General features: G+C 67.9%; 15 protein-coding genes. 8 read left to right on the top strand and 7 right to left on the bottom strand.

All coding sequences use genetic code 11. The features are described from left to right. Positions 1–179: 179 nt before the first annotated feature. The 3 genes from CY652_RS16590 to apaG form a co-directional block, all read right to left on the bottom strand. Complete coding sequence (locus CY652_RS16590) at positions 180–956, bottom strand: enoyl-CoA hydratase (protein WP_102131793.1); 777 nt, start codon at positions 954–956, stop codon at positions 180–182. Between the two features lie 232 nt (positions 957–1,188). Beyond that, entirely contained in the window at positions 1,189–2,301 is a 1,113-nt protein-coding gene (gene mltA / locus CY652_RS16585; protein WP_102131811.1) for a murein transglycosylase A, read from the bottom strand. Positions 2,302–2,468: 167 nt separating this feature from the next. Beyond that, positions 2,469–2,843: a Co2+/Mg2+ efflux protein ApaG gene (gene apaG, locus CY652_RS16580; RefSeq protein ID WP_102131792.1), complete on the bottom strand. Its 375-nt coding sequence runs from the start codon at positions 2,841–2,843 to the stop codon at positions 2,469–2,471. A 221-nt stretch (positions 2,844–3,064) separates the two neighbouring features. Here apaG and rpe point away from each other — a divergent pair, with 221 nt between their 5' ends. The 8 genes from rpe to CY652_RS16540 all read left to right on the top strand — a co-directional run bounded on the left by rpe (position 3,065) and on the right by CY652_RS16540 (position 10,419). Continuing rightward, a complete protein-coding gene (gene rpe, locus CY652_RS16575) occupies positions 3,065–3,754 on the top strand; it encodes a ribulose-phosphate 3-epimerase (protein WP_102131791.1) in 690 nt (229 codons plus the stop codon). Then, complete coding sequence (locus CY652_RS16570; RefSeq protein WP_102131790.1) at positions 3,751–4,458, top strand: phosphoglycolate phosphatase; 708 nt, start codon at positions 3,751–3,753, stop codon at positions 4,456–4,458. The genes rpe and CY652_RS16570 overlap by 4 nt, the downstream gene beginning before the upstream one ends. A 391-nt stretch (positions 4,459–4,849) precedes the next feature. Continuing rightward, positions 4,850–6,343, top strand: coding sequence for an anthranilate synthase component I (gene trpE, locus CY652_RS16565; protein WP_102131789.1), 1,494 nt, complete (start codon positions 4,850–4,852; stop codon positions 6,341–6,343). Between the two features lie 16 nt (positions 6,344–6,359). Next, the gene (locus tag CY652_RS16560; protein ID WP_102131788.1) at positions 6,360–6,953 is read left to right on the top strand and encodes an aminodeoxychorismate/anthranilate synthase component II; all 594 of its coding nucleotides are present in this window, start codon (positions 6,360–6,362) and stop codon (positions 6,951–6,953) included. A gap of 14 nt (positions 6,954–6,967) precedes the next feature. Further along, on the top strand, positions 6,968–7,999 hold the full coding sequence (gene trpD, locus CY652_RS16555; RefSeq protein ID WP_102131810.1) for an anthranilate phosphoribosyltransferase: 1,032 nt from the start codon (positions 6,968–6,970) through the stop codon (positions 7,997–7,999). Between the two features lie 44 nt (positions 8,000–8,043). Further along, complete coding sequence (gene trpC / locus CY652_RS16550; protein WP_102131787.1) at positions 8,044–8,829, top strand: indole-3-glycerol phosphate synthase TrpC; 786 nt, start codon at positions 8,044–8,046, stop codon at positions 8,827–8,829. Between the two features lie 38 nt (positions 8,830–8,867). Then, the gene (locus CY652_RS16545) at positions 8,868–9,494 is read left to right on the top strand and encodes a CYTH domain-containing protein (protein ID WP_102131786.1); all 627 of its coding nucleotides are present in this window, start codon (positions 8,868–8,870) and stop codon (positions 9,492–9,494) included. A 70-nt stretch (positions 9,495–9,564) separates the two neighbouring features. Beyond that, entirely contained in the window at positions 9,565–10,419 is an 855-nt protein-coding gene (locus CY652_RS16540) for a uracil-DNA glycosylase (RefSeq protein WP_102131785.1), read from the top strand. 119 nt (positions 10,420–10,538) lie between these two features. On the opposite strand, the gene CY652_RS16535 is transcribed toward CY652_RS16540, so the two are convergent. The 4 genes from CY652_RS16535 to CY652_RS16520 form a co-directional block, all read right to left on the bottom strand. Next, positions 10,539–11,135 (bottom strand): FMN-dependent NADH-azoreductase, encoded by a 597-nt coding sequence (locus CY652_RS16535; protein WP_102131809.1) that lies wholly within the window; start codon positions 11,133–11,135, stop codon positions 10,539–10,541. Positions 11,136–11,379: 244 nt separating this feature from the next. Then, positions 11,380–13,170, bottom strand: coding sequence for a M61 family metallopeptidase (locus CY652_RS16530; RefSeq protein WP_102131784.1), 1,791 nt, complete (start codon positions 13,168–13,170; stop codon positions 11,380–11,382). A gap of 195 nt (positions 13,171–13,365) precedes the next feature. Continuing rightward, positions 13,366–14,094, bottom strand: coding sequence for a DsbC family protein (locus tag CY652_RS16525; protein WP_102131783.1), 729 nt, complete (start codon positions 14,092–14,094; stop codon positions 13,366–13,368). A gap of 305 nt (positions 14,095–14,399) precedes the next feature. Continuing rightward, positions 14,400–15,572 (bottom strand): UbiH/UbiF family hydroxylase, encoded by a 1,173-nt coding sequence (locus CY652_RS16520; RefSeq protein WP_102131782.1) that lies wholly within the window; start codon positions 15,570–15,572, stop codon positions 14,400–14,402. Between the last annotated feature and the right edge of the window lie 246 nt (positions 15,573–15,818).

Genomic DNA, 15,818 nt, shown 5'->3' with positions numbered 1-15,818 from the left:
CCGCCCGCATCAGGTACCCACACTTATCGGCTGTAAATTTTTAAAGAGCCCACCAGACCCGGCCTCTTTCCTCCGGGTCCGCCGCCGCGTCTGCAGCAGAGAAGCGAGATTATGCGCACCAAACCAGAACCCGTCAACTACTTTTGCGGAAAAATTCGGAAGATGCCTCGCAACGGCAATTAGCCATTCTTGAATACGGGCTTGCGCTTCTCGAGGAATGCCGCCATCCCCTCTTTCTGATCCTCGGTCGAGAACAGGGAATGAAACAGCCTGCGCTCGAAATGCACGCCCTCGGCCAGCGTCGTCTCGTAGGCGCGGTTCACCGACTCCTTCACCATCATCACGGCCGGCAGTGAAAACCCGGCGATGATCGTGGCGGCCTCGACCGCCTCGTCAATCAACTTCGCCGCCGGAACCACGCGCGACACGAGGCCCGCCCGCTCGGCCTCGTCGGCATCCATCATGCGCGCAGTCAGGCAAAGATCCATTGCCTTCGCCTTCGAGACAGCCCTCGGCAGACGCTGCGTGCCACCCGCCCCCGGCATCACGCCCAGCCTGATTTCCGGCTGGCCGAATTTCGCGGTGTCCGCGGCGAAAATGATGTCGCACATCATCGCCAGCTCGCAGCCGCCGCCGAGCGCAAAGCCAGCCACCGCCGCGATGACCGGCTTGCGGATCGCGCGAACCGACTCCCAGTTACGGGTGATGTAATCGCCTTTGTAGACGTCCATGAACGAGTAGTCGGCCATCATGGCAATGTCGGCGCCGGCGGCGAACGCCTTCTCGCTGCCGGTGATCACGATGGCGCCGATGCCGTCGTCGGCGTCGAAATCCTTCAGCGCGGTGCCCAGCTCGTCCATCAGCGCATCGTTGAGCGCGTTGAGCGCTTTCGGCCGGTTCAGCGTCACGAGCCCGACCCGGCCCCGCGTCTCGACCAGAATGTTTTCATAACCCATACATCCTCCTTTCCCGCGAAAAATGCGCCGGCCGCCCGCATTCGCGTTCGAGCCGCCAACGCAGACCGATCGACGGCGCGCCACGCGGCGGAAACCGGCAGATAAGGAGATCAATTTACCGCGTGCGGCCGCCGCCCGCCTCCAAACAAGACGATCCGGCAGGCAACGTGCGAAGCGACCGCCCTCCAGGCGACGAACGGCGTCGAGCGCCGCCGCACGGCGCCGCAAAGCGCTACGAATTAGGCAGCAACAGCCACATGCGACCGTCCTGCTTCATCCTGCCGGCCAGATCGCCGGCCTCGTCGCCGAGTCCCCAAAAGTAGTCGGCGCGCACGCCGCCCTTGATCGCCGAGCCCGTATCCTGGGCGAACACGAGGCGGTTCAGCGGCGTGTTGGTCATCGGCCGGGTGGTCTGCAGGAATACCGGCGTGCCGAGCGGAATCGAGGACGGATCCACGGCGATGGACCGTTCGGGCGTCAACGGCACGCCAAGCGCGCCGATCGGTCCGTCGGCGCCGCCGTCAGGGTCTCCGACCGGCGGCATTTCACGGAAGAACACGAAGCGCGGATTGGTGTCCAGCAGCATATCGACCCGCGACGGGTTCGCCTGCGCCCAGGCCTTGATGCCCTGCATGGTGGCCTGCACCGGCGCGATCTCGCCGCGCTCTAGCAGCCAGCGGCCGATCGAGCGGTAAGGCTGGTCGTTGCTCCCGTCGAACCCGACGCGCATCACTTCGCCGTCGTCCATCATGATCTGCCCGGAGCCCTGCACCTGGAGAAAGAACGCCTCGACCGGATCGTCGACCCAGACCAGTTCGTTGCCGTCGAGGATGCCCGAGCGCTCGAGTTGTGCGCGCGGCGGCAGCGCGGCGCCCGGACGATAGCCGGCCGGCCAGTGGTAGAGCGCGGTCTGATAGGGGCCATGGCGCGTGCGCGAACCGTGCAGCAGCGGCTCGTAATAGCCGGTCACGAGGCCGTCGAGCGTGCCGTCGGAATTGGCGAGCTGGAACGGCGTGAAGTAGGTTTCGAAGAAGGCGTGCGTGCCGGCGACGTCGAGATCGTCGAGCTGTCCGGCCGCGGCGCAAGCGCGCTGCCAGCGGGAATCGCGAGCGAGCCGGACGCAGTTCTCGCGCAGCGCGGCGGTCGCGCCGATCAGCGAATCGTCCTGCCAGCCCGGCACCTGCTCCCACGAAACCTGGGTCAGCCGCTGCGTCGCGAACCCGCCCGGCGCGAACGCGTTTTCCGGCGGCACGCCGTGCCTCGCACTCGGGCCGGCGCACGACGCCAGCAACACCGCGACGGACAGCGCCCCGACCCAGCCGCCAATCCGGCCGAAAAAACGCATGGGTTGTTCGTTCTCGTTCTGGATGGAAACGGCCATATCTGATTGTCTGGACGGATGCCCGGTGAAGTCGCCGTCTGCCGCGCCACCGGTTTCCGCCGCCGACCGCGAACTCGCCTCGCCGACGCGGGCCGCGGCGAAACGGGCGCGCCCCGATGTCCGGAGCCGGCTCAATGCAGCGTGCGCGGCATGCGCAGCACGAACTCGGGCACGGGCGCATCGAACCGCTCGCCGTCCTCGGCCACGCAGAAGTACTCGCCGCGCATCGTGCCGACCGGCGTCGCGATCACGGCCCAGCTCGTGTACTCGAACTGCTCGCCGGGCTTGAGCAACGGCTGATGGCCCACCACGCCGAGCCCCTTCACCTCCTGCACGTGACTCTCGCTGTCGGTGATGACCCAATGGCGCGCGATCAACTGCGCGCTGACCTGCCCCGTATTGCGAATGGTCAGCGTGTACGCGAACGCATACTGTCGGCGTTCCTGGTCCGACTCCTCGGGCAGGTAGCGCACCTGCGAGCTCACGCTGAATTCGTACTGGCTCATCCTGATTCCGGTCGGGTGAAGCGGGTGCGGCACGCACCGGGCGGCGGCCGGAAGCGGATCCAGAAGGCGATGGACGCCTTCCGTCGGACGCTTCGGTCTGGTTCGCATTCTGCTTGATGCGGCGAGCGCCCGCAACCGCCCCGACGCGCGCCTGCGCAAGGCGCCGACCGCGGGCCCCGGTGACGGTAAAATGACGCTTTTCGTCCGATTCCGTCCGCCCCATGACGCCCTTTCGCATCGCCCCCAGCATTCTGTCCGCCGACTTCTCGCGCCTCGGCGAGGAAGTCCGCAACGTCGTCGCCGCCGGCGCGGACTGGATTCACTTCGACGTCATGGATAACCATTACGTACCGAACCTCACTATCGGCCCGCTCGTCTGCGAGGCGATCCGCCCGCACGTGCAGGTGCCGATCGACGTACATCTGATGGTGCGCCCCGTCGACCGCATCGTGCCGGACTTCGCGAAAGCGGGCGCGAACGTCATCAGCTTCCACCCGGAGGCGTCGGACCACGTCGACCGCACGCTCACGCTGATCCGCGATCACGGCTGCAAGGCCGGCCTCGTATTCAACCCGGCGACCTCGCTCTCGTACCTCGATCACGTCATGGACCGGCTCGACCTCGTCCTCATCATGTCGGTCAACCCCGGCTTCGGCGGCCAGTCGTTCATTCCCGAGGCGCTCGACAAGCTGCGCGAGGCGCGCCGGCGCATCGACGCCTGGCGCGAGAAGACGGGCCGCGACATCCATCTCGAAGTGGACGGCGGCGTAAAGGTCGAGAACATCGCCGACATCGCCGCCGCGGGCGCCGATACGTTCGTCGCGGGCTCGGCCATTTTCGGCAAGCCCGATTACCGAGCCGTGATCGACGAGATGCGCGGCCGTCTCGCCACCGTGGGCGGCGCGCAGTGAGCGCGCCGCTGCGCTTTTCCGCCCCGCGGATCGCGGCGGCCCTCATCGACCTCGACGGTACGATGGTCGATACCGCCGACGACTTCGCCGCCGGCCTGAACGGCATGCTCGCCCAGATCGACGCGGAGGAAACAACGCGCGAGGAAGTGATGGGCTACGTCGGCAAGGGCTCCGAGCATCTGATCCGCAGCGTGCTCGCGCCGCGCCTGGGCGCCGCCGACGTGCAGGCGCGCTTCGACGAGGCGCTCGCGATCTATCAGGACGAATACGCCAAGATCAACGGCCGCTACACGCGGCTCTATCCGGACGTCGAGGCGGGTCTCGCGGCCATGCGCGAAGCCGGGCTGAAGCTCGCCTGCGTGACCAACAAGCCGCACCGCTTCGCGGTGGAGCTGCTCGCGCAGTACCGTCTGTCCGGGTATTTCTCCGTGGTGCTCGGCGGCGACAGCACGGCGAAGAAGAAGCCCGATCCGCTGCCGATGCTGACGGCCTGCGCGCAGCTCGGCGTCGCGCCGGAAACCGCGGTCGCGATCGGCGACTCGGAAAACGACGCCCTCGCGGGCCGCGCGGCCGGCATGGCAACGCTCACGGTCCCGTACGGCTACAATCACGGGCAATCTGTACAGCAAATCGAGTCGGATGGTATAGTTGCCACGCTGCTCGACGCGGCCAACGCGATCGCGGCACATAACACTTCGACCTGAACGGTCCTTCATCCTCATGTTTCTGAATAAAAAACGGAGTCTTGGCAGCATCGACCGGGGAGCCTGGCCCTGGCGTCGCTGGTCGCGCTAACCTCGCCCGAGGTTCGCTGAAGTTCGTCTTCAGCCCCGTTTTTCATTCGCTGTCTCATCGCGCGTGTTCCTTTTTCTACTATTGCGGTAGTCTTTCCGGTCTTCCGACTGCGGACGTCCGTCATCCCGTTCCCGCCAACCCGCCGTTCCGGCAGGCCGCGCCGACCGATGACGACTTGCCGGCAGTCGACGCGCCGGCCGCCGCATCCCGGCTCGATGCCGGGCCGAACACGCCCGAAGCGCCAGCACGACGCTCACGCCGCGCCCCCGCACCGGCCGGCCGCACCAACAGGATCGGAACATGACCGAACTCGAATTCAAGTCCCTCGCGAACGAGGGCTACAACCGCATCCCGCTGATCGCCGAGGCGCTCGCCGACCTCGAAACGCCGCTCTCGCTCTATCTGAAGCTCGCGCAGGCCGAACGCGGCGGCGCCAACTCGTTCCTGCTCGAATCGGTGGTGGGCGGCGAACGCTTCGGCCGCTACTCGTTCATCGGCTTGCCCGCGCGCACGCTCGTGCGCACGCGCAACGGCGTGTCGGAAGTCGTGCGCGACGGCGAGGTGATCGAGACGCACGAGGGCGATCCGCTCGAGTTCATCGCCCGTTTCCAGGCGCGCTTCAAGGTCGCGCAGCGCCCCGGGCTGCCGCGCTTTTGCGGCGGGCTGGCCGGCTACTTCGGCTACGACGCCGTGCGCTACATCGAGAAAAAGCTCGCGCGCACCGCCCCGCCCGACGACCTCGGCCTGCCCGACATCCAGTTGCTCCTCACGGAAGAACTGGCCGTCATCGACAACCTCGCGGGCAAGCTCTATCTGATCGTCTACGCGGACCCGAGCGCGCCCGAAGCCTACGCGAAGGCGAAGCAGCGGCTGCGCGAGCTGCGCCAGCGGCTGCGCTCGACGGTCCAGCCACCGGTGACTTCGGCGAGCGTGCGCACCGAAACCTATCGCGAGTTCGCGAAGGACGATTATCTCGCCGCCGTGCGCAAGGCAAAGGAATACGTCGCCGCCGGCGAGCTGATGCAGGTGCAGGTCGGCCAGCGCCTCGTGAAGCCGTACCGCGACAACCCGCTCTCGCTCTATCGCGCGCTGCGCTCGCTCAACCCGTCGCCGTACATGTACTACTACAACTTCGGCACGTTCCACGTAGTCGGCTCGTCGCCGGAAATCCTCGTGCGCCAGGAAAAACGCGACGACGACCGGATCGTGACGATCCGCCCGCTCGCCGGCACCCGGCCGCGCGGCAACACGCCCGAGCGCGACGCCGAGCTCGCGACCGAGCTGCTGAACGACCCGAAGGAAATCGCCGAGCACGTCATGCTGATCGACCTCGCGCGCAACGACGTCGGCCGCATCGCGCAGATCGGCTCGGTCGCCGTCACCGACAAGATGGTGATCGAGAAGTACTCGCACGTGCAGCACATCGTCAGCTCGGTCGAAGGCAAGCTCAAGCCCGGCACGACCAACTTCGACGTGCTGCGCGCGACGTTCCCGGCCGGCACGCTCTCGGGCGCGCCGAAGGTGCGCGCGATGGAACTGATCGACGAGCTGGAGCCCGTCAAGCGCGGCCTGTACGGCGGCGCGGTCGGCTATCTGTCATTCTCCGGCGAAATGGACCTCGCCATCGCGATCCGCACCGGCCTCATTCACAACGGCAACCTTTACGTGCAGGCCGCGGCGGGCATCGTCGCGGACTCGGTGCCCGAGTCCGAATGGCAGGAAACCGAGAACAAGGCGCGCGCCGTGCTGCGCGCCGCCGAGCAGGTGCAGGACGGCCTCGACAGCGACCTCTGATGCGGGAGACAAGACCATGCTGCTCATGATCGACAACTACGATTCGTTCACCTACAACCTGGTCCAGTACTTCGGCGAACTGGGCGAGGACGTGCACACGTACCGCAACGACGAAATCACGCTCGACGACATCGCGAAGCTCAACCCCGAGCGCATCTGCCTGTCGCCGGGCCCGAGTAACCCGCAGCACGCAGGCATCACGCTCGCGGTGCTGCGCGAGTTTTCCGGCCGGATTCCGATTCTCGGCGTCTGCCTCGGCCACCAGGCGATCGGCGAGGCGTTCGGCGGCCGCGTCGTGCGCGCGCAGACCATCATGCACGGCAAGGTGAGCCGGATCGAAACCGACGGGCGCGGCGTGTTCGCCGATCTGCCGCAGCAGTTCGCCGTCACGCGCTACCACTCGCTCGCCATCGAGCGCGCCACGCTGCCCGACTGCCTCGAAATCTCCGCATGGACCGACGACGGCGAGATCATGGGCGTGCGGCACCGCGAGCTGGCCGTCGAGGGCGTGCAGTTCCATCCGGAGTCGATCCTCTCGGAACACGGCCATGCGCTGCTCGAAAACTTCCTCAGGCAGACAAGGCACGCCGCCGCCTCGCACAACGCATGAATACGGAGCCCGGGATCATGATTACGCCCCAGGAAGCGCTGCAGCGCACGATCGAGCATCGCGAGATCTTCCACGACGAGATGCTGCACCTGATGCGCCTCATCATGCGCGGCGAACTCTCGCCGGTGCTCTCGGCAGCGATCCTCACCGGCCTGCGCGTAAAGAAGGAAACCATCGGCGAGATCACGGCGGCGGCCACCGTGATGCGCGAATTCGCAAATCGCGTGCACGTCGCGGACAATGCCAACTTCGTCGACATCGTCGGCACGGGCGGCGACGGCTCGCACACATTCAACATCTCGACCGCGACGATGTTCGTCGCGGCGGCGGCCGGCGCGCGCGTCGCCAAGCACGGCAACCGCGGCGTGTCGAGCAAGTCGGGCAGCGCGGACGTGCTCGAGGCGCTCGGCGTCGACATCGACCTGCAGCCCGATCAGGTAGCCGCATCGATCGCGGCAACGGGCATGGGCTTCATGTTCGCGCCGAACCATCATCCGGCCATGAAGAACATCGCGCCGGTACGCCGCGAGCTCGGCGTGCGGACCCTCTTCAACATTCTCGGGCCGCTCACCAATCCCGCCGACGCGCCCAACCAGTTAATGGGCGTGTTCCATCCCGACCTCGTCGGCATCCAGGTCCGCGTGATGCAGCGGCTCGGCGCGCGGCACGTGCTCGTCGTGTACGGCGGGGATGGCATGGACGAGGTGTCGCTCGGCGCGTCGACGCGCGTCGGCGAGCTGCGCGACGGCGAAATTCGCGAGTACGAGATCCATCCCGAGGATTTCGGCCTGCAGATGGCGTCGAACCGGACGCTGAAGGTCGAGAATGCCGACGAATCGAAGGCGATGCTGCTCGAAGCGCTCGACAACCGGCCCGGCGTCGCGCGCGAAATCGTCGTGCTCAACAGCGGCGCGGCGCTCTACACGGCCGACGTCGCGCCTTCGATCGAGGACGGCATCCGGCTTGCGCGCGAAACCATCGCGAGCGGCCGGGCCCGCGCGAAAGTCGACGAACTGGTACGCTTTACGCAGCAACTGAAGCGCTGAATTCAAACGCCGGCCGGCCGCGCAGGCACATCACGCAAAACATCATGAGCGACATTCTGGAACGGATCATCGCGGTCAAGCGCGAGGAAGTGCGCGCCGCACAGCAAAGCGCGCCGCTCGAGGCGCTGCGTCTCGACGCGTCGGCGCGCGACCTGCGCGACTTCGTCGGCGCGCTGCGCGCCAAACACGCGGCGGGCCAGGCCGCCGTGATCGCCGAGGTCAAGAAGGCCAGCCCCTCGAAGGGCGTGCTGCGCGAGCACTTCGTGCCGGCCGACATCGCGCGTTCGTATGCGGGTCACGGCGCCGCCTGCCTCTCGGTGCTCACCGACGTGCAGTTCTTCCAGGGCAGCGCCGCCTACCTCGAAGCCGCGCGCGCCGCCTGCGAACTGCCGGTCCTGCGCAAGGACTTCATCGTCGATCCGTATCAGATCGTCGAGGCGCGCGCGATGGGCGCCGACGCGATCCTGCTGATCGCCGCCGCGCTCGAACCCGCGCAAATGCGCGACCTCGAGGCGTTCGCGCACTCGCTCGGGCTGGCCGTGCTGGTCGAGGTGCACGACCGCGACGAGCTGCACGACGCGCTCACGCTGAAGACGCCGCTCATCGGCATCAACAACCGCAACCTGCGCACGTTCGAAACGTCGCTGCAAACGACGATCTCGATGCTCGACGAGGTGCCGGACGACCGCATCGTCGTGACCGAGTCGGGCATCCTCGCGCGTGCCGACGTCGAACGCATGCGCGCGCGCGACGTGCACACGTTCCTCGTCGGCGAAGCGTTCATGCGCGCCGAACATCCAGGCGCCGAGCTGGCCCGGATGTTCTTCTGATCCTGCCCCCCGCCGCCATTCCGTCACGGAGTCCCGCCATGGCCATCGAACGCGAAATCAAGCTGGCGCTGCCGCGAGCGCAGGTCGATGCCGCGAAGCGGCTCCTTGACGCGCGCGCCGGACAGGCCGGACAGATCGTCCGGCTCGAGAACGTCTATTTCGACACGCCCGACCTGGCGCTCGCGCGCGCCAAAAGCGCGCTGCGCCTGCGGCGCACGCCCGACGGCTGGCTACAGACCTTCAAGACGGCCGGCGTCGCGAAGGACGGCCTGCACGCGCGGCACGAATGGGAAATGCCCGTGGCCGGCGCCGCGCTCGAACCTGAACGGCTGCTGCGCGAATGTGACGAGGCCGGCGTCGCGACCGCGCTGCGCGACGCCGCGCCGACGCTGATCGCGCTCTTTCGCACCGATTTCGCGCGCACGCTGTGGCTGCTGCGCGAAACCGATGCCGACGTCGAGGCAGCCGTCGATCTCGGAGACGTCACGGCCGAGGTCGACGGTGAAACGCGGCACGCGCCGATCTGCGAAATCGAGCTGGAACTCAAGCGCGGCGACGTTGCCGTACTACATGCAATCGCCGCGCAACTGGCCGCGCAGCTTCCCGGCCTCGCGCCCGACGACGTGAGCAAGGCACAGCGCGGCTACCGGCTGCGCGGGAAATAGCGCGACGCTGCCCCGGCGAAGCGGGCCGGCACGTTGAGCCGGCAGCGTTTTGCTGCGACACTCTCGGCCCATGAGTCCCGCCAAACGCTCCCGCCCCGATTCGTCGCAGCCGTCGCTGTTCGACGACGATCCGCCCGCCTCGCCCGACGCCGGCAAACCGGAACGCCCGGCCGCGCCGGCATCCGGCGGCGCCGGGACACCCCGCCTCGAAGACCAGTTCGACGCCCTGCCCGCCGCCTGGCACGACCTGCTGCGGCCGTTCATCGAAAGCGACACGTACGCGAAACTTTGCCGCTTCATCGACGACGAGCGGGCGGGTGGCAAGACGATCTACCCGGCCGACGTCTTTCGCGCGCTGCGGCTCACCGCGCCCGACGACGTCAAGGTCGTCATCCTCGGCCAGGACCCCTATCACGGCGATGACCGCGGCACGCCGCAGGCGCACGGCCTCGCGTTCTCAGTGCCGCCGGGCGTGCGCCCGCCGCCGTCGTTGCGCAACATTTTCAGGGAAATCTCGTCGAGCCTCGGCCTCGACACGCCGAAGCACGGCTGCCTCGACACCTGGGCGCGTCAGGGCGTGCTGCTGCTCAACACGGTGCTGACCGTCGAGCAGTCTCATGCCGCCAGCCACGCGAAGCGCGGCTGGGAAGCTTGCACGGACACGCTGATCCACGAACTCGCGACGCGCCGCGATCATCTCGTGTTCCTGCTCTGGGGCGCGCACGCGCAAGCCAAGCGCGCGCTGCTGGACGGACGGCCCCAGCAATCCCATTGCGTGCTGGAAGCGCCGCATCCGTCGCCGCTGTCCGCGCATCGCGGCTTCCTCGGTTGCGGGCACTTCGCGCAGGCCAACGCCTATCTGGAAACGCACGGCTGCACGCCGGTCGACTGGCGGTTGCCCGACAACGCCGAAGTGCTGGCCTGACGCCGGTTTTCCGCTCTTGCGCCGGCAAACCCGCCAGTCCACTCGGCGGCAAACAAAAACGCCACGAAATGGCTTTCGTGGCGTTTTTCGTCCGGCGGAACGACCGGGACCGGGCGGATTTACGCGGCCGCGATGGCGCTGCGCGCGGTGCTCAGGCCGGCGCTCGCCGCATCCGGCCCCATGTTGAGGCCTTCGGCATAGATAAAGCTCACGTCGGTCATGCCGAGGAAGCCGAGGAACGAGCGCAGATACGGCGTCTGGCTGTCGTGCGGCGTGCCTTCGTACTTGCCGCCGCGCGCCGAGACGACGAACACCTTCTTGCCCGTCACGAGGCCCTTCGGACCGTTTTCCGTGTAGCTGAACGTGATGCCGGCGCGGGCGATCCAGTCGAAGTAGGTCTTCAGTTGCGACGAGATACCGAAGTTGTAGAGCGGCGCGCCGATCACGACGATGTCGGCGGCCTGCAACTCGGCGATCAGCGCTTCGCTGCGCGCGGAGACGGCCTGCTGCTCCGGCGTGCGGTTTTCGGCGGGCGTGAAGAACGCGCCGAGCACCGCGTCGTCGAGGTGCGGCAGCGGCGCGCTTTGCAGGTCGCGCACGACGACCTTCGCGCCGGGGTTCGACTGTTGCAGTTTGGCCGTCAATTCATTGATGAGCAGCGTGGATTGCGCGCCCTGCGAACGGGCGGACGAATTGATTTGCAGGATCGTGGTCATGATTGACTCCATCGGGTTTGGGCGCGCAAGTCTTGCGCGAGTGCGGCCATTGTGTTGATTGGCCGCATTCGAAAAAAGAGGTCCAGCCATGACGGATCGTTGCACCGGCAGAACAATGCAATCGGCAAAATGGCGGATTGGCGGGTCCGTCCGGCCCTCCGTCTGCCCTGTCCGCCCCTTGTGGCGCTCCTTGTGGCGACGGGCCGGGGGCCAGCCGGACGCCGCGACGGAGCCGGCCGGCCGCTCAGCCCGCCAGCCAGCGCTCCCGCAGCCTGCGCGCCGAAGCGCGCCGATCCTGGGCCGCAAGCTTGTAGCGCGCGACCTCCGGCTCGTCGAGCGAGATCCGCACTACCCGCAGTTCGTCGCGCCGGAACGCGTGCACGTCGAGCGCGTCGCCCGGCCGGTAGCGTGCGAGCAGCGTGTCGAGATTCGAACCCGTCACGCGCAGGCCGTCGAGCGCCACGAGCACGTCGCCGGCCGAAAGCCCGGCTTTCTGCGCGGCGCCGCCCTCGTGGACGACCGCCAGCGTGCATTCGGCGCCGCCGCGCACGCGTGCGCCCAGTGACGGCCGCCCGCCGCGCTCGGGCTCCGCCTCGAGCGTCACGCCGAACGGTTCGAAGAGTTCCGCGAGCGGCAGGTCGCGCGTGCCGCGCACGGCGTCGTCAAACAGCGGGCCGAGCTTCACGCCCGTGGCCTCGGCGATCAGCGCCTCGACGTCGTCCTCGCCGACGCCGACCGGCCGGCCGCGATAGAAGTCGCGGCCGTAGCGCTGCCACAGGAGCCGCATCACGTCGTCGAGCGATTTGCGCCCGCCCGTCTGCGCGCGGATCGACAGATCGAAGGCGAGCGCCACGAGCGAGCCCTTCGTGTAGTAGCTGACGATCGCGTTCGCCGCGTTCTCGTCCTGGCGGTAGTACTTGACCCACGCGTCGAACGAGCTCTCGGCGACGCTCTGCCTGAGCCGGCCCGCGCCCCGCAGCACGCCGCCGACGGTCTTGCCGACGAGCCCGAAATACGCGTCCTCGCCGATCACTCCGCTGCGCACCAGCACGAGATCGTCGTAATACGAGGTGAAACCCTCGAACAGCCAGAGCAGCGACGTGTAGTTCTCGCGCGTGAGGTCGTACGGCGCGAATGCGGCCGGCTTGATGCGCTTCACGTTCCAGGTGTGGAAATATTCGTGGCTGCACAGCCCGAGATAGGTCCGGTAGCCGTCGGTCGTCTCGTCCCGGCCCTTCACGGGCAGGTCGTTGCGGCTGCAGATCAGCGCCGTCGAGGCGCGATGCTCGAGGCCGCCGTAGCCGTCGGTCACGGCCTGTGTCATGAACACGTAGCGCTCCATCGGCGCGCGCTTGCTGCCCGGCTCGAAGAGCGCGATCTGCGTCTTGCAGATGCGCTTGAGGTCCGCCTCGAGGCGCGCCATGTCGAGACCGACCACGCGTCCGGCGATGACGATGTCGTGCGGCACGCCGAAGGCCTTGAAGCTGCCGAGCGCGAATTCGCCGAGCGTGACGGGATGATCGATCAGCTCGTCGTAGTTCGCCGCGCGATATTCGCCGAAGCCGTAACGCTTCGTGCCGCGCCCCTCGGCGAGCGCCGTCGCGACGCGCCAGCGTCGATACGCCTGCCCGTCCGGACGCCGGATGTCGACGATGCAGGGCGACTCCTCGCGGCCGGACACGGCGAGAAACACGCTCGTGCCGTTGAAGAATCCGGTCGTGTCGTCCAGATGCGCGGCGCGCACCGAGAGATCCCACGCATAGACCTCGTAGCGCAGCGTCAGCGCGCCCTTGACCGGCGCCGCCTGCCAGACGTGCTTGTCGATCTTCGCGATGCGCACCTTGCGGCCCGACTCGCCCGACGCGCGCAGCGTGACGATGTTGCGCGCGAACTCGCGCACCATGTAGCTGCCCGGAATCCAGACCGGCAGCATAAAGCGCTGGCCGTCGGGATCGGGATCGGCCACCGTCACGGTCACTTCGAACAGATGCGCGGCGGGATGTTTGGGAACGATGGCGTAGCGGATCGGCTTCATCGGCAGGAATCGGGTTCGACCGTAAAAGGTGGAATAGGAAGGCCAGGATACGGCAGACAGCGGCAACCGGCGCAGCGAGAACGCGAAAACCGGGCGTCAGGATACGACGGGGAAAGACGGAAAGGAAAAACTGCGCGAAACCCGGCCGGCCGCGTACCGACGGGGCCGGTCAGGACCGGCCGGGCCGCGCGGCGTTCAATGCAGGCTGTCCAGCGCCTCGCCGAGCACGTCGGCCGACACCGCGCCGTCGAGGCGTCGGCCGTCGGCGAGGAATATGGTCGGCGTGCCCGTCACGTTCATCTTCGCGCCGAGAGCGATGTTGCTGTCGAGCACCGACGTGTTGCAGGTGCCCGCGGCGGTCGGCGGATGACGGTCGACCATCCACGACTCCCACGCCGTCGCGCGGTCGGTCGAGCACCAGATCGACTTCGCCTTGACGGTCGAATCGGGCGTCAGGATCGGATAGAGGAACGTGTAGACGGTCACGTTGTTGACCGACTGAAGCGTATTCTCGAGGCGCCGGCAATACGGGCAGTTCGGGTCCGAGAACACGGCGATCTTGCGGCTGCCGTTGCCGTGCACGACCTTGACCGCGTCGGCGAGCGGCAGGCTCGAGAAGTCGATGCGGTTCAGCTCGGACAGACGGGCGTCGGTCAGGCTCTGGTGCGTCTTCGCGTCGACGAGATCGCCGACCAGCAGGTAGTTGCCGTTCGCGTCGCTATAGATGATCTGCGAGCCGAGGTCGATTTCGTAGAGCCCCGCGATCGGAGATTTCTCGATTCCCCTGATCTGCACGTCCGCGCCAAGCCGCGTTTGCAGCGTGGCCTTGAGCCGGTCGGTGGTCTGGTCGGCTTTCGCCGTGCAGCCGAGCAGCATCGTCGTCGTCGCGAGGACGCACGCCGCAATACGGATTCGCTTTTGCATCTGTTTTCCCGATTCGGCCCGCGTGCCACAGCAGCGCGGGCGGTTGATCGATTGGCGCCCCGCTTTCGCCGCGGGGCCGGCACGGCGAACGCGCATTCGCGCGGCCGATGCCATACGGTTAATGCGGGTTAATGCGGGTTGATACAGGTTGATGCGCCGGATGTCACGGATGACGGCCGCGCGTACCGCCCCGCCCCGGCTAGTGGCCGTTTCCGGGCTACGGCGTCATTCTGCCGCTGCGGCCGGCGCGCGGCAACCGCGCCGGGGCTAGAGAGCGCAAGCCCGTTACGGGCGTGAACCAGCCTCTAGCCGAGCGCGGACGCCACGAGCCAGCGCTTGACGAACGGCTGGGCGCCGACGAACGCCATACCCGTGTTGCGCACCGCGCGCGCCACGGTGCCCGGCAGCGAAAATAGCCGCTGGAGCCCATCGGTCGCGATGACGAGCCGCTGAATGTCCTCGCGGCGGCCGCGCTCGTAACGGCGCAGCAGCACCGTGTCGCCGAGGTCGCGGAACGCTTCGCGCTTCGCGATCACGTCGACGAGCGTCGCCGCGTCGCGCAGGCCGAGATTCACGCCCTGCCCGGCGAGCGGATGGATCAGGTGCGCCGCGTCGCCGATCAGCGCCACGCGCGGGGCGATCAGCCGGTCGACGGTCTGCAACGCGAGCGGAAACCCGCGCGCCGGCGTCACGCATTCGAGCGTGCCGGCCTGGCCCTGCGTCACGCGCTCCACTTCGGCGGCCAGTTGCTCGGGATCGAGCCGCAGCAGCGCGTCGGCATGCGCGGTCTGCGCGGACCAGACGAGCGACACGTGATTGCCCGGCAGCGGCAGCAGCGCGATGATTTCGCCGTCGCGGAACCACTGATGCGCGGTTTCGCCGTGCGGATGCTGCGTGCGGAAGTTCGCGACCACGCCCGTCTGCCGGTAGTCGCGCCGCTCGACCCGCGAGCCGATCTGCGCGCGCACCCACGAATGGGCGCCATCCGCGCCGACGACGAGATCGGCGCGCAGCGTCCGCCCGTCGGCGAGACCGACCGTCGCGTCCGCTGCGCCGACTTCGAGCGTCTGCGCGCGCTCGCCGATCCATGCGAGATTGGGCTGGAAGTTCAGGGCCGCGTCGAGCGAACGCTCGACGACCGACGATTCCGCGATCCACGCGAGCTGCGACACGGAAGCCTGATAAGCGGAGAAATGCAGTTCCGCGGCGGCGTCGCCGAACACGCGCATGTCGTAGACGGGCGCGAGCCGCGCCGGGTCGATGGCCTGCCAGACCCGCAGCCGCTCCAGCAGCGCCTGCGAGCTGCCGGACAGCGCATAGACCCGCGCGTCGAATACCGCGCCCTGGGGCAGCGGCGCGCAGGGCTGCGCGAGCAGCGCCACGCGCAGGCCGCCTTGCGCAAGCGCGAGCGCCGCCGTCTTGCCGACGAGCCCGCCGCCGATCACGGCGACATCATAGGTCTGGTTCGAAACTGTCATCCGCGCATTATAGCCGTGGGGCCCCGCGGCCAAAGCCCGGGCAGGCAACCGGTTGAGCCGCGGCAACCGGCCGGCGGGACGGACACCGGCCATGCCCGGCGCGGAACCGACCCGCCGGGCGTCGGCAGCCTGCCCGTCAAGGTTACAATTACGGTTTCCGATGACTCTCGTCATCCCCGACGTGCCGCGTCCGCCGGCGAAATCCGGTTGCGCCCGGATGCCGGGCCGGACGCCGCGCCCCCGTGC

Origin of the sequence: Burkholderia sp. WAC0059 (genome assembly GCF_002870125.1) — a bacterium.
In the GTDB taxonomy this organism is placed as follows: domain Bacteria; phylum Pseudomonadota; class Gammaproteobacteria; order Burkholderiales; family Burkholderiaceae; genus Paraburkholderia.
Note: the sequence above shows the minus strand (reverse complement) of the source record. Positions and strands in the feature narration are given on the sequence as shown.

What these genes read in the sequence shown, in the direction of transcription:
- CY652_RS16590 (WP_102131793.1), bottom strand. Translation starts at nt 956, where the DNA reads ATGGGTTATGAAAACATTCTGGTCGAGACGCGGGGCCGGGTCGGGCTC.
- mltA (WP_102131811.1), bottom strand. Translation starts at nt 2,301, where the DNA reads ATGCGTTTTTTCGGCCGGATTGGCGGCTGGGTCGGGGCGCTGTCCGTC.
- apaG (WP_102131792.1), bottom strand. Translation starts at nt 2,843, where the DNA reads ATGAGCCAGTACGAATTCAGCGTGAGCTCGCAGGTGCGCTACCTGCCC.
- rpe (WP_102131791.1), top strand. Translation starts at nt 3,065, where the DNA reads ATGACGCCCTTTCGCATCGCCCCCAGCATTCTGTCCGCCGACTTCTCG.
- trpE (WP_102131789.1), top strand. Translation starts at nt 4,850, where the DNA reads ATGACCGAACTCGAATTCAAGTCCCTCGCGAACGAGGGCTACAACCGC.
- CY652_RS16560 (WP_102131788.1), top strand. Translation starts at nt 6,360, where the DNA reads ATGCTGCTCATGATCGACAACTACGATTCGTTCACCTACAACCTGGTC.
- trpC (WP_102131787.1), top strand. Translation starts at nt 8,044, where the DNA reads ATGAGCGACATTCTGGAACGGATCATCGCGGTCAAGCGCGAGGAAGTG.
- CY652_RS16545 (WP_102131786.1), top strand. Translation starts at nt 8,868, where the DNA reads ATGGCCATCGAACGCGAAATCAAGCTGGCGCTGCCGCGAGCGCAGGTC.
- CY652_RS16540 (WP_102131785.1), top strand. Translation starts at nt 9,565, where the DNA reads ATGAGTCCCGCCAAACGCTCCCGCCCCGATTCGTCGCAGCCGTCGCTG.
- CY652_RS16535 (WP_102131809.1), bottom strand. Translation starts at nt 11,135, where the DNA reads ATGACCACGATCCTGCAAATCAATTCGTCCGCCCGTTCGCAGGGCGCG.
- CY652_RS16530 (WP_102131784.1), bottom strand. Translation starts at nt 13,170, where the DNA reads ATGAAGCCGATCCGCTACGCCATCGTTCCCAAACATCCCGCCGCGCAT.
- CY652_RS16525 (WP_102131783.1), bottom strand. Translation starts at nt 14,094, where the DNA reads ATGCAAAAGCGAATCCGTATTGCGGCGTGCGTCCTCGCGACGACGACG.
- CY652_RS16520 (WP_102131782.1), bottom strand. Translation starts at nt 15,572, where the DNA reads ATGACAGTTTCGAACCAGACCTATGATGTCGCCGTGATCGGCGGCGGG.